This is a genomic window from Methanobrevibacter sp. (assembly GCF_036307625.1).
Classification (GTDB): domain Archaea; phylum Methanobacteriota; class Methanobacteria; order Methanobacteriales; family Methanobacteriaceae; genus Methanocatella.
The window spans coordinates 1-12802 of record NZ_JAXJXF010000024.1 but is presented as its reverse complement, the minus strand read 5'-3'; the positions used below and the strand labels follow the sequence as shown (position 1 = coordinate 12802).

Sequence of the window (12802 nt, the reverse complement as noted above, 5' to 3'; positions counted from 1 at the left end):
CACATTAGTAGCTTCTCCGGCTCTATTTAACAAGGAGTGCTGCTTCTTTTGGATTGTATCTCCAACCTTCTGGTAATACACCTTCACCTACATAGTAAGAGGATAATTTTCTGATTCTGGATTCGATGATAGTTAAACCTCTTTTGGAATGTAAGTCTTTAGGATTTTCTTCTAAGTGATCTCTGATATTAACAGCTCTTTTAATTAAGTTTAATAAGTCTTCTGGGTATTCTCCAGCTTGACCGTTTCTTTTTAAGATTTCGGTGATTCTTTCACCAGTAACATCTTTTACAGATGGAATTCCGTATTGGTCTCTTAAGATAATACCGATTTCGGAAGTACTTTTACCTTCTTTGTTAAATTTTAAAATCATTTCTTCAATTTCTTCATCACTATAAGTTACCCATTCTGGTCTTGCCATAATATAACCTCTTTAATTTTTAAATAAGTATGAAATAGTTATTCTTGATTAGAATACCATTCAATAAATTTTTTTAATGAATTTTTTCTATGTGAAAATTGGTTTTTCTCATCAGTTGTAAGTTCTCCAAAAGTTTTACCTTCACTAGGAACGTAAAATAATGGATCAAAAGCGAATCCTAAATCTCCTCTTTCTTCAACTGCGATTTCACCTGAAACCTTGCCTAAAAAAGTCTTGGGCTCAGAATTGGGGGCACAGTACCCAATAACTGACCTGAATTCGGCATAACGGTCATCAGTGTCTGCTAATAGCTTTAAAATTCCTTGATTTCCTATGGTATCTTGAACATAGTGTGAATAGACCCCAGGAAAATCATTTAAAGCTCTAATGAATAAACCAGCATCTTCAACAATCACAGGTCTTTCAAGTTTACGACAAGCATATTTTGCGCCTGATATGGCCACTTCCTCAAGAGTTCCTTGAGGTTCTGTGTAACCCAAATCAATATGCTCTAACTCAATGTCATAATTTTTGAAAATATTCTCTGCTTCTTTAACTTTATGTTCGTTACCAGTTATAAATGTTATCATAAAAATAGTATATTTTAAATTTTTAATATAGTTAACTAAAAACTATTCCCAATATCAGTGAGTATATCTTCCCCTTGACTCGATGTCAGCTATCTTATTGACAACTGAATCATTACCGTAACCTTTTAAAACACTATCAAAATAATTTAATGCCAAATTATAATCAATACTCTGCAGTGATTTTTTCAATACAAGCAAATCAACCGCCTTGTCCTCATCCAAAGTGGAATATCTGCCAAGGCCAAAATCAATGAAAACCAAATCATCATCCTGCAGCATGATATTTGAAGAAGTAATGTCTCCGTGAATTATTCCGGCATCATGAAGCTTTGAAATTTCCTCACCTATTCTGAATGACAATTCCTCATTGATAACGTCCTTTACCATCACGCCGTCAATCTCTTCCATAAGTATTGATTTGCTATTCAAATCAACGTCATATAAAACCGGAGTTTTAACACCTGCCCTTTTGGAATCAGACAATAATTTTGCTTCTTCCTTGCACCTGGCTTTTCTAATTTTGTTGTCGATTTCAGAAATTCTATAATTTTTAGGAATTCTATCCTTCAAAACTGCCTTTTCGCCCAAATAACTACTTTTGACAATATTGGACTCAGCTCCTTTGGCTATCAAATCATCACTTAAATTCAGGTAAGATTTTGAATTGTCAATCCATGGTATGTCCACTTCATCAGTCCTGAATTTCTGTATAATTCCAGTTTGGGACAAGTCCATAGGCCCAAACTCCTTGCACATCAAAAGACCCAGCCATGCAATCATGACCCCATTATCGCCGCAAAGCTTCATTTCAGGCATGTAAAATTTTGCACCATGCTCTTCAGACATTGTCTTAAGCATCTCTCGTAATCGTGAATTGGCTGAAACTCCACCACACAGCATCACCTCATCCTTTTGAGTGTGTGACAAAGCCCTTTCGGTAACCTCAACAAGCATTGCAAAGGCAGTTTCCTGAAGTGAAAAACATATATCCTCCATAGGAGTTCCCTTTTGAGCTTCCCTTAAAGCTGCAGACAGCAATCCTGAAAAAGAAAAATCCATTCCCTTTACCACATAAGGCAAGTCTATATAAGAACCTTTTTTAGCTAATTTTTCAATTACCGGACCGCCAGGATGGCCCAATCCTGTTTCACGTCCGAAATGGTCAAGACAGTTTCCGATTGCAATGTCCAATGTCTCGCCAAAAATCCTATACCTTCCGCTTTCATATGCAATTACCTGACTATTGCCCCCACTTACATAAAGAGATACTGGGTTTTTAGCACCAGTATCGAGCTTTCCGACTTCAACATGCCCAATACAGTGATTGACACCAATTATCGGCTTATTTAATGATAATGCAAGACTTCGTGCGGAAGTTGCAACAATCCTTAATGCCGGACCCAATCCAGGGCCCTGTGAAAAAGAAATCAAGTCTATGTCATCATAAGTGAGGCCTGACTCTTCAATGGCCTGAGGAATCAGTTCAGGAATCCATTTTGCATGATGTTCAGCAGCAATTCTTGGATGTATTCCACCTTCTTCGGGAAATAACTGTTTTCCGGCCATAGCCAATATATTTCCATCACTGTCAACAATACCCACACCAGTTTTTTCTGCAGTTCCTTCAATACCTAAACTTATCAAGACAATCAACTAAAAAATTTAATTAATTAGTATATTACTATCTAAAAATATATAAAAATATTTTTTAAATTTAAAAAACATAAGTGAAAGTATGGGATTTTATAGTGCTAATACATTAGAACAAAAGAGAGTAAAACAATTGACCGGAGACATTAACATTCACGACATGTTCAAAAACGAATGCAAAGCAAGGGGAATTCCTATATACAATGCATATAACATTCAAAAAAGATTAATCCATGAAGTGGAAGAGGAACAGCTCGTAGGTGTTGATAAAGTAGACGAAAGATTAATGGAACTTCTTGATGAAAGGGGAAATGTTAAAGTAACACACAGATATGTTGACTTCGTTTCAAAAGAAGACAGTGCATCAAGAGGTGTGATTCCTGCAATGCCGAAACAGGAAAATAAGCTTCCTCCGAAAGACCAAATAAAAATCCCACCGAGATCAAGAGACGGTCAAACATTCAAAACAGACAATGAACTTCCAGAAAGGGAAATGTTAATAAAAATAATGAATCAAAATAAGAAAATTATTAATCAAAACAAGATTATCATAGAACAACTAAAGAAATTAGGTGAAAAAAATGATTGATGGAATTACCACATACGGATCTAGCGAATTAACCGAAAAATTACAGAACTGCGAAGATCCGGTATTTTTAATCACAATCGGAACTACTGAAACCTCATTGATAGATGGAATTTCAGGTGCGGGTCCTTCAGCGGAATTAACTGAATACACCCCTGCATCCGATGTTGAATTTATGGTTTTGGGCGAAGTCAGATGCTGTGAAGCTCCCGCAGAAACTGTAGTTGGAGACGCAGCTGCACCAACCCCCGCAAGATTAACAAAAGCATCACTTCAACTTTCAGAAATGCCTTTTGTAGTAATAGATGCCGGTTCCAAAATTAAACCTGAAGTTGAATACGTAAGCTTTGGAAAGGAATACGGCAGAGACATAAGAACCGGAAAAGGAGTATTAAATCCCCTTGAAATATTTGAAAACGCCAAAGATTTAGGTGCTGAATTATCAAGAAGACATGAAATGCTTGTCATAGGGGAAAGTATTGCTGCAGGAACTACAACCGCTTTAGGAGTATTGAGAGCTCTCGGTTATGATGCAAATGAAAAGGTAAGTGGAAGCATGCCTCACAATCCACATAACATGAAAACAAAAGTTGTCGATGAGGGACTTAAAAATGCAGGACTTGACCCTAAAAAAGATGATATCGATGCCATACAAGCAATTGGAGCAGTGGGAGATCCGACATTGCCGGCAATAGCAGGAATTGTTTTAGGCTCAGACATTCCTATCATTTTGGCAGGCGGAACTCAAATGGCTGCTGTTTGTGCAATCATCAAATCCGTTCAGCCTAACTTTGATTTTTCAAGAATCAACCTAGCAACCACAGTATATGTTGCAGGCGATGAAACCGCTGATTTATTTGGTATTTTAAAACAGATAGACGACAGCATTACCGTGAATATAGTAGACCCTAGATTTGAAGAATCAGAACACGAAGGATTGAAAAATTATTTGAAAGGATTTGTTAAGGAAGGTGCTGGAGCGGGAGGCGCTATGTATACAGCACTTGTTTTAGGAAATTCTGTAGAAAAGCTAAGAAGAAAAATAGAAAAAGTATGTAAATAGAGATTAACAATCTCTATTATTCTAATTTTAAAATATGTGGGCAATTGTACCCATGAACACCACTATACCTACAATCCAACAGTAGTAGGCAAAAATATCCAGATTTCTTTTTTGAATTAAATCTAACATCCATTTGATAGCAATGTATCCGGAAATAAATGCTGCGACAAAACCTAAAAAGACAGGTAAAAAGTTTGCATCCATCGCTGAACCGATATCCTTGACCTGCAATATAAATGCACCAAGAATAGCAGGAATTGACAATATGAAACTGAATTTTGCAGCAAATTCCTTATCCAAACCAGCGACAAGCCCTGCAGCTATTGTAGTACCTGAACGAGAAAGACCTGGCAGAATTGCACATGCTTGACCTAATCCCATAAATAAAGCATGTTTTCCAGTAATATTGCGAAAATTAATACTACCACTAGTCATTCTTTGAGATAAGTAAAGAATAGTACCAGTTACAAACAAAAAGAATGCAGGAACATAAAGTGCACCTGAAAACAGTGCATCGACAGAGTCTTCAAAGAATACACCGGCAAGACCTACAGGAATTGTAGCTATAATAACATACCAAGCAAGTCTTTTATAGGGATCATCATAAAAGCCTTCCCGGAATCTTCCATGTATGATATCAGACAGACTTGAAATCCATGATAAAATCATTTTAATAATATCTGCACGGAAGAACCATAATACCGCAAGCAATGATCCCAAATGAAGAAATGTGTCGAAAGCAAGTGAGCTTTGAACACCCAAAATGTTTTGAATAAACACTAAATGTGCTGAACTACTAACCGGTAAAAATTCAGTCAATCCCTGAACAATACCGATAATAATTCCCTGAAGTATATCCATAGGCTACACCATTTAAATATAAGATAACCAGTTGTATTTGTCTTCTGATTTAGCTTCGACAACATCAAAGAATGTGGTTTGTAATTTTTCAGAGATTGGTCCTCTTTTACCCGCACCTATTGTTCTGTGGTCAATTGAACGTATAGGAGTTACTTCAGCAGCAGTTCCTGTAAAGAATACTTCATCAGCTGAGTATAATCTTTCTCTGGATATTATTTCTTCAACAACTTCATAACCTAAATCACGAGCAAGGGTCATGATGGTGTCCCTGGTAATTCCTTTAAGGTTTGATGAAGACATTGCAGGAGTGAATAATTTTTCTCCTTCAACAAGGAAAATGTTTTCTCCACTACCTTCAGAAACATGCCCTTCATAATCAAGCATAATCGCTTCATCATATCCGTTGTCAATAGCTTCGAGTTTGGCTAATTGAGAATTCATATAATTTGCACCACATTTAGCAAGAGCAGGGAAAGTATCTGGTGCTGGTTTTCTCCATGATGAAACACCAATATCTACACCATTGGCCATTCCTTCTTCACCTAAATATGATCCCCATTCCCATGCAGCAATAACTACATTAACAGGACAGTTTAAAGGATTTACACCTAGTTCACCATATCCCCTAAATACAATAGGACGGATATAGCAACCATCCAAATCATTTACGCGAACGGTTTCTAGGATTGCTTCTTCAATTTCCTCTTGTGTAAATGGAATATCTATTTTATAAATTTTTGCAGAGTCGAATAAACGTTGAACGTGTTCTTTTAAACGGAATACTGCAACGCCTTTTTCGTTTTTATATGCGCGAATACCTTCAAAAACACTTGTACCGTAATGGACAACATGAGAAAGTACATGAATATTTGCATCTTTCCAATCAACCATGTTTCCATCTATCCATATTTTACTAGCTGTGTCATCCCAAGCCATTTTATCACATCATTTTTTTATAATAATAATTATATTGTTCATATTATAAAAGTTACATACATTAAATACCATATAACCGAAATATTTATATATTAATAAAATCATAATATTGTTTGTTGGTTCCGTGGTCTAGTGGTATGATACCTCCCTTACAAGGAGGGGATCACGAGTTCGAATCTCGTCGGAACCACTGCTTTCTAATTTTTAAAATTTTATCACTTTAGGCAACTTTTTCGTTGATTTCAATATCTATTTTTTTACTAAAAATAACGAAAATGACATATACTTTATTAAGAAAATCCTAATTTTATTATAGTTTGTATAAAAAATAGTAGATTAAATTAAAATAATGAATACTATTCATATTAATAATTATTTAATTGATTAAAAACATTAAATAATAAAATTTAAATAGTTTTTGAATTAAAGTTATTAATATCGAAAAAGGAGACTTAATTATGGTAGTTAAAATTGCTATTATTAAAAGTGGTAATATTGGTACTTCACCAGTAATTGACCTATTGTTAGACGAAAGAGCAGACAGACCAAATATCGATGTAAGAACTTTTGGATCTGGAGCAAAAATGAACCCAGAACAAGTAGAAGACGTTGTACCTAAAATAGACGCTTTCGAACCTGACTTCGCAATTTTCATTAGCCCAAACCCAGGAGCACCTGGACCAGCTAAAGCAAGAGAAATGTTATCTGCAAAAGACATCCCTGCTATTATCGTTGGTGACGCACCTGGTAAAGGTAAAAAAGATGAAATGGATGAACAAGGCCTCGGTTACATTATCGTAATGTCTGACCCAATGATTGGTGCAAAAAGAGAATGGTTAGACCCAACTGAAATGGCTATTTTCAACTCCGACATCTTAAAAGTATTAGCAGAAACCGGAGCATTAAGATTAGTACAAAAAACTATTGACACTGTAATCGAACAAGCTGAAGCTGGATCAATCGAATTACCTAAACTCATAGTTACTGCTGAAAAAGCTGCAGAAGCTGGTGGATTCGCAAACCCATACGCAAAAGCAAAAGCTATTGCTGCTTACGAAATGGCTGGATCCGTTGCTAACTTAGACATGAAAGGTTGTTTCATGACTAAAGGTTTCGAAAACTTCATCCCATTAGTAGCTGCTGCTCACGAAATTGCTGCATGTGCTGCTAAATTAGCACAAGAAGCAAGAGAAATCGAAAAAGCAAATGATACTGTTTTAAGAACCCCTCACATGAAAGAAGGAAACCCAGGTTCTAAAACAGACTTAATCTCAAAACCAGAATAAGTAGCTTACGCTACTTTACTTTTTTTATTTTTTAATTTTTTTACAAAACTAGCTATTTTTATAAATAATTCCTTAATCCTGACAATTTTATCAAAAAAATAATAAAAAAAAGATAGCTAAGTCAATAGCTATAACATTCCTTTGGTGGAAGGAATTTGATCGTGCTCTATTTTAATTGCTTCTTTTAAAGATTTTGCAAATGCTTTGAATATGGCTTCAGCCTTATGGTGATCGTTAGCGCCTTCAACTGTGCCATAAATATTCAATTTGGCTGAACCTGCAAATGATTCGAAAAAGTGAATAACAACATCCGAAGTCATGTCGCCAATCTTTTCATTTTTAAAATCAAGATTCATGTTACAATAGCTGCGACCGCTAATATCAATTGCAACAGTCGCAATAGACTCATCCATAGGAACCATGGCATGTGCCATTCTTTTAATTCCCTTTTTATCACCAATGGCCTGCAGGAATGCTTCACCAAGCAATATTCCAACATCTTCTATGGTGTGGTGGTCGTCAATCTCAATGTCACCTGAAGCATCAACATCCAAATCAATCATACTGTGTTTTGAAAATGATTCCAACATGTGATTAAAGAAATTAACCCCAGTTGAAATATTGTATTTGCCTGTACCATCAAGATTCATTTTTATAGTAATATCTGTTTCGGAAGTTTTCCTTGAAACATCTGAAATTCTAGCCATAATCTAACCTACAAAATAATTGATTTAATCATTAATTATTTATGCTTCTTCGCCCGGACGTATAATTTTAATGCAGTCTACAGGGCATTCCATTGCACATAATGTACAAACATGACAATATCTTAAGTCCAATATATGTGCAACTCTATCAACTTTCCAAATTTTAGCTGCTTTCGGACAAATATCATAACAGTTTCCACATCCAATACATTTATCTTCATCGACTAAAATTTGTAACATAATCTCACCTTTCAAATTATAATTTTAAAGTAGCAACAGACATTGCTTTAAATCCTATATACACTTCTTTACCAATACTAAGATTTAATTCTTTTTCAGCGGATAAAGTAATGTCAGAATATAAATAAACACCACCAACATCCATTTTAACACGAATAACCTCATTTTGAAGTCTCATTTCAACAATTTGACCTTTCAAAATATTACGGATACTGGATGTTTGAGGCTCCAACATCAAGAAAATATTATCATAACTAATTAATGCCAATAGTTTGTCTCCAACTTCATAATTCCTATTTAATGGAGCATTAATCTGAAAGTCATGCATTCTTATTGTCATGACCCCTTTAGCATCATCAATGGCCACTATTTCAGATTCTATTTCATTTACTTCTTTATGAAGTTCCATAATAGCATTAATCTTTTTACATTCTTTCAAAATTGAATAGCCTTCTTCTGTGAGAGAGGTTCCTCCACCCCCACCTTTTCCACCTTTTGTGGTGCTGACAATCTTAACATCAAGAGAAGATTCAATCTTGTCAATATAGTTTAATGCAGTCCTATAGGAAACATTAATGGATTTTGCCGCTTCAGTAAGTGATCCTGAATCTAAAATGGACTCTAAAAGTTTGAATTTCTTACTGTCCAGCAAGAAAGAATTGCCATCAATGTTAATTTTATATTCAACTCCTGCCTTTACATCAGTCATATTATAATCCCCCAATTATAATTGATATAGTTTATATTTTTTATATTTTAAATAAGTTTTTCTCAATAGAATTAATTCCTAAATTCCAATTTTTCAACAAGATTTAATAATTTATTTACCAATTTTGAGAGAGGACCCAATTTAGAGGCATAACCCCTTAAAGTCGCAACATCATCTTTGGTGAAAAACTTAACCAAAATCAATGCAAAGAAATAAACAACCATACAAAATATAATTCCTGGGAATAGCCATAAAGGTGTTTTAGGGATGAAATAACCTATTGCCCCCATAATAAACGCTGCAATCAATATTTTTACAACAGCCATCGTTGGAGCTTTGGTTTTAGTAAGTTTAAATACAAAATAAACGCAAGGAACCATCATCAAGAAGCAGGCAATTGTGGTTGCGGTTGCACCACCAGCAATTCCCAAAATAGGAGCTAAAATCCAAGAGAGAACCCCTGTTGCAATTGAACCGAATACCAATATGTACATCGGAATTCTAGGATTTCCGACACCCTGAACAATACTTGTGGAAATAGCAAAAATAGAATAGAAAGTCATACCAATAGCCAATATAGCTAAAGCGGCAGCACCATTGACATAAGAAGGATTTTTAAAGTAAAATACCTGCAAAGTAGGAACAGCGAATAAGGCAAGTCCAATACACATTGGAACTACAAACAGCAATGAGATTTTGTAAGATTGACCGACATACTTCTGAAGTGATTCAATGTCCTTGAGTTTAAATGCCTCAGAGGAAGCAGGCAGAATTGTAGTTGCAACAGAAATGGAAATCATCAAAGGAAGTCTTGAAATAGGATCTGCCGCAGTGAAAAATCCGACGCTTTCAAGTGTTAAAAACTTACCCATAACCAAGGTACAAATATTGAAGATAAGCATTTCAGCAATAGCAGTTATGATAACCGGAATAGCGAACTTAATCAGCATGATTGCCAACTTCAACTCCTGGGAAACGGAAAACTTAAAATCATCTGTATATTGTGGAATATATTTCGGCATATAAACCTTAAATATATAAACTGCAGTGAATGCGGCAAGAGCATAACCGATTACAGTACCCCATACAGCACCGACAACTGATAAACCCATTAAAATAAATCCAACAGCAAATAAAATCATGAACAATTGTTCTACAGCACGAGTATAAACGATATATTCCATTTTATATACACCTTGGAATGCACCCCTTAAACCACCCAAAATTACACTGAATGGAGTTATGCATCCAATAATTTGAATTGGAACTAATGTTTCAGGCTTTTTTAAAAAGACATTCGCCATAAGCGGAGCAATAACAAAAATCATTAAAACTCCCAAAACCAGCCCGATACATATCATCATCTTTAAAGACGTATACACCGTCTGTCGGGCCATATTATGATCATCTACAGCCTCATATTCTGCAATATATTTAGATATTGCTGGAGGAAGCCCTCCTGAAGCCAAAGTTTGAAAAATACCCTGATAAGACATGGTAATTCCTAAAATACCAGTACCAGTAGGACCTAAAAGCGTTGCCATTAAAAAACGATAAAGATAACCACCAATACGGAAAATGATGTTACCAATGAAAATTATCAAACTACCTCTTACCAACTTATTTGCCATAATATACCTTTAAAAATTAGTTATTTATAATATAATTGATTGTACTATTTAAATGTACTTATTTAAAAAATTTTCAAATTCAAGTAAAGTCCTATCCAACGAGTCCATTCCATAACCATCCTCTTTAATATCATCAATAGAGTCATTAGACCAAAATGAAGCCCCTAAATTTGAACCAAAAGGTCCTCCACTTACCGGAATTATCCCATGTATCATGAAATATGTAATATTTTTAAGATGTGCAAAATCCTGACCTCCGGTTCTGTCCCCACCAACAGCAATGCTCATGCCTATTTTTCCTCTTAATAAATTGTAATCAACAGCTTCCAAAGCACGTGTTCTATCCATGATTGCTGAGAGGTTAGAACTGATACCTCCGCTTTGAATTGGAGTGGCTAAAATTATACCGTCGGCACACTGAAGACCATCATAAACAGTTGCCATATCATCATCGATAATGCACTTTTTATTTTCCAAACAGTAATCGCAATGCATACAAGGTTTAATATCCTTTCCCATGCATGTAAAAATTTCAGTTTTAAAATTATGACTCTCAAGCTTATCCAACGCATTTTTCAAAACGTATTCAGTTGTATTGTTGCGTGGACTGGCACAAATTCCAAACACTTTCATAATGATAATATGTGAAAATTAGTTAAAATAGATTGGTAATTTGGAAACTTAAAAAAAGAAAATTAAATAGAGAAATTAATCTCTATTTTTTAACAGTAATTTTAACTGTTTTAGTTAAAGCATTGTAATATTTGTTTCCTGCAAATTTAACTTTAGCAGTGTATTTACCTTTTTTAGTTAATTTGGTAATCTTAAATACAGCTTTACCTTTACTGTTGGTTGTAGCTTTATAGGTTTTACCTTTAACTTTTAAGGAAACTTTAACTTTTTTCATAGCTTGTTTTTTGTTGTTTTTCAAAACAATAGCATACTTTTTGGTTTTAGTCTTAACCTTATAAGTCACTTTTGATTTAGCAGTCATTTTAGGAGTTGCCTTTTTAACTGCAACTTTAGTTTTTAAACTAGATGCTTTGTAGTCATCATTTCCTGCAAATTTAACAGTAACTGCATAATTCTTAGGAGCTAAATTAGGAATAGAAACAATAGCCTGACCTTTAGAATTTGTAGTTGGCTTATAGTTTTTACCGTTTAAACTGATAGTAACTTTAACACCTGAAATCGCTTTTCCGTTACTGTCTTTTAAAGTGGCAACAAATTTTTTAGCTACATTATAAACTTTTGTTACAGTTGGAGCGGTGATTTTAGTCGCTTTCTTAACAACAGGAGTTTCTTTAGTTTTAGTTACGACAATGATTTGTTGTAATGCTGTGAAACTGCCTGATGCACCACTGAAAATAACAGATACATTATTTTTATCTTTAATTGTACTTGTAATATCTTTAGTGTATAAATCAGTAGATTGAGAAGTTCCATTCCATGGGTGAGCTTCGATTTCACCATTAATTACAACAGTACCTCTACCGTCAACAGCACCATTAGCAAAAATATAAGCAACAGCATTATTAGCCTTAGCAGAATCGACATCGATTACAGAATCTATGCGAATCGGATTGGTGAGTCCACCGTAGGAACCTAATAAATCAGCACCATTATAAATGTAGACATCTTTTTCGACATTGCTGCCGGTAGTGTTATACATGTAGACTAAAGTAGATGGATAAACACCAGCAGAACCAGTCTTATTCAAATCAAGAACATTATCACCATTAACAAGATAATCAGTAACATCAAACACAACTACACCAGAACCGCTATTGGCTTTCAAGTTACTTGCATCACGGCTGAAGAAAACAGGAGTTAACCTATTATTGTTCAAAGTAACATTAAACATGTTAATATTATCATTAGTTCCACCATAAGTATAAGTCACATACAAGAATGCTTTAGTCAAAGCATCATTTTCAGATAAAACAATATTGAAATTAGTTAAAGCATATTTAGTAGTACCAGTAGCATAAGTACCATTAGTCAAAATAACCATATCACCAGTAATTGTAGCATTATAGAAAGACTCTAAACTGGTTTGATTATAATTATCCTTACCAAGATAACCATTATACAAAATAGTAGCCTCATAAGAATTTTCAGT

General features: G+C 34.6%; 14 protein-coding genes and 1 tRNA gene. 4 read left to right on the top strand and 11 right to left on the bottom strand.

What is annotated here, in order from left to right:
• Positions 1–22 precede the first annotated feature (22 nt).
• The 3 genes from UIB65_RS01070 to UIB65_RS01060 are packed head-to-tail and all read right to left on the bottom strand — an operon-like array spanning position 23 to position 2664.
• The gene (locus tag UIB65_RS01070) at positions 23–421 is read right to left on the bottom strand and encodes a 30S ribosomal protein S15 (RefSeq protein ID WP_330039305.1); all 399 of its coding nucleotides are present in this window, start codon (positions 419–421) and stop codon (positions 23–25) included.
• A gap of 38 nt (positions 422–459) precedes the next feature.
• A complete protein-coding gene (locus UIB65_RS01065) occupies positions 460–1011 on the bottom strand; it encodes an XTP/dITP diphosphatase (protein WP_330039304.1) in 552 nt (183 codons plus the stop codon).
• A gap of 54 nt (positions 1012–1065) precedes the next feature.
• Positions 1066–2664: a bifunctional N(6)-L-threonylcarbamoyladenine synthase/serine/threonine protein kinase gene (locus UIB65_RS01060; protein WP_330039303.1), complete on the bottom strand. Its 1599-nt coding sequence runs from the start codon at positions 2662–2664 to the stop codon at positions 1066–1068.
• Positions 2665–2746: 82 nt separating this feature from the next.
• Here UIB65_RS01060 and UIB65_RS01055 point away from each other — a divergent pair, with 82 nt between their 5' ends.
• Together UIB65_RS01055 and cobT are read left to right on the top strand one after the other, a co-directional pair.
• Positions 2747–3250, top strand: coding sequence for a hypothetical protein (locus UIB65_RS01055; RefSeq protein ID WP_330039302.1), 504 nt, complete (start codon positions 2747–2749; stop codon positions 3248–3250).
• Positions 3243–4310 (top strand): nicotinate mononucleotide-dependent phosphoribosyltransferase CobT, encoded by a 1068-nt coding sequence (gene cobT, locus UIB65_RS01050; protein WP_330039301.1) that lies wholly within the window; start codon positions 3243–3245, stop codon positions 4308–4310. The genes UIB65_RS01055 and cobT overlap by 8 nt, the downstream gene beginning before the upstream one ends.
• 27 nt (positions 4311–4337) lie before the next feature.
• On the opposite strand, the gene UIB65_RS01045 is transcribed toward cobT, so the two are convergent.
• Both UIB65_RS01045 and UIB65_RS01040 read right to left on the bottom strand, forming a co-directional pair.
• Positions 4338–5171: an undecaprenyl-diphosphate phosphatase gene (locus UIB65_RS01045; RefSeq protein WP_330039300.1), complete on the bottom strand. Its 834-nt coding sequence runs from the start codon at positions 5169–5171 to the stop codon at positions 4338–4340.
• 12 nt (positions 5172–5183) lie between these two features.
• On the bottom strand, positions 5184–6107 hold the full coding sequence (locus tag UIB65_RS01040) for a branched-chain amino acid transaminase (RefSeq protein ID WP_330039299.1): 924 nt from the start codon (positions 6105–6107) through the stop codon (positions 5184–5186).
• A gap of 118 nt (positions 6108–6225) precedes the next feature.
• Between UIB65_RS01040 and UIB65_RS01035 the strand changes: the two genes are divergently transcribed.
• Positions 6226–6297 (top strand) — tRNA-Val (locus UIB65_RS01035).
• Positions 6298–6565: 268 nt separating this feature from the next.
• Positions 6566–7393 carry a F420-dependent methylenetetrahydromethanopterin dehydrogenase gene (locus UIB65_RS01030; RefSeq protein ID WP_330039298.1) on the top strand — a complete coding sequence of 276 codons (828 nt, stop codon included), beginning with the start codon at positions 6566–6568 and terminating at the stop codon, positions 7391–7393.
• A gap of 128 nt (positions 7394–7521) precedes the next feature.
• Here UIB65_RS01030 and hisB read toward each other — a convergent pair whose 3' ends face one another.
• The 6 genes from hisB to UIB65_RS01000 all read right to left on the bottom strand — a co-directional run.
• The gene (gene hisB, locus UIB65_RS01025; RefSeq protein ID WP_330039297.1) at positions 7522–8100 is read right to left on the bottom strand and encodes an imidazoleglycerol-phosphate dehydratase HisB; all 579 of its coding nucleotides are present in this window, start codon (positions 8098–8100) and stop codon (positions 7522–7524) included.
• Between the two features lie 39 nt (positions 8101–8139).
• Positions 8140–8340, bottom strand: coding sequence for a 4Fe-4S binding protein (locus tag UIB65_RS01020; protein WP_296805661.1), 201 nt, complete (start codon positions 8338–8340; stop codon positions 8140–8142).
• A gap of 16 nt (positions 8341–8356) precedes the next feature.
• Complete coding sequence (locus UIB65_RS01015) at positions 8357–9049, bottom strand: TOBE domain-containing protein (protein ID WP_330039296.1); 693 nt, start codon at positions 9047–9049, stop codon at positions 8357–8359.
• 71 nt (positions 9050–9120) lie between these two features.
• Entirely contained in the window at positions 9121–10680 is a 1560-nt protein-coding gene (locus UIB65_RS01010; RefSeq protein WP_330039295.1) for a flippase, read from the bottom strand.
• A gap of 48 nt (positions 10681–10728) precedes the next feature.
• Positions 10729–11313 carry a flavodoxin family protein gene (locus UIB65_RS01005; RefSeq protein ID WP_330039294.1) on the bottom strand — a complete coding sequence of 195 codons (585 nt, stop codon included), beginning with the start codon at positions 11311–11313 and terminating at the stop codon, positions 10729–10731.
• Positions 11314–11395: 82 nt separating this feature from the next.
• A partial coding sequence (locus UIB65_RS01000) for a DUF3344 domain-containing protein (RefSeq protein WP_330039293.1) occupies positions 11396–12802 on the bottom strand: 1407 nt, incomplete at its 5' end.

Coding starts and splice junctions, on each gene's coding strand:
- hisB (WP_330039297.1), bottom strand. CDS start 8,100: ATGGCTAGAATTTCAGATGTTTCAAGGAAAACTTCCGAAACAGATATT.
- UIB65_RS01030 (WP_330039298.1), top strand. CDS start 6,566: ATGGTAGTTAAAATTGCTATTATTAAAAGTGGTAATATTGGTACTTCA.
- UIB65_RS01065 (WP_330039304.1), bottom strand. CDS start 1,011: ATGATAACATTTATAACTGGTAACGAACATAAAGTTAAAGAAGCAGAG.
- UIB65_RS01055 (WP_330039302.1), top strand. CDS start 2,747: ATGGGATTTTATAGTGCTAATACATTAGAACAAAAGAGAGTAAAACAA.
- UIB65_RS01040 (WP_330039299.1), bottom strand. CDS start 6,107: ATGGCTTGGGATGACACAGCTAGTAAAATATGGATAGATGGAAACATG.
- UIB65_RS01020 (WP_296805661.1), bottom strand. CDS start 8,340: ATGTTACAAATTTTAGTCGATGAAGATAAATGTATTGGATGTGGAAAC.
- UIB65_RS01045 (WP_330039300.1), bottom strand. CDS start 5,171: ATGGATATACTTCAGGGAATTATTATCGGTATTGTTCAGGGATTGACT.
- UIB65_RS01005 (WP_330039294.1), bottom strand. CDS start 11,313: ATGAAAGTGTTTGGAATTTGTGCCAGTCCACGCAACAATACAACTGAA.
- UIB65_RS01015 (WP_330039296.1), bottom strand. CDS start 9,049: ATGACTGATGTAAAGGCAGGAGTTGAATATAAAATTAACATTGATGGC.
- UIB65_RS01010 (WP_330039295.1), bottom strand. CDS start 10,680: ATGGCAAATAAGTTGGTAAGAGGTAGTTTGATAATTTTCATTGGTAAC.
- UIB65_RS01070 (WP_330039305.1), bottom strand. CDS start 421: ATGGCAAGACCAGAATGGGTAACTTATAGTGATGAAGAAATTGAAGAA.
- cobT (WP_330039301.1), top strand. CDS start 3,243: ATGATTGATGGAATTACCACATACGGATCTAGCGAATTAACCGAAAAA.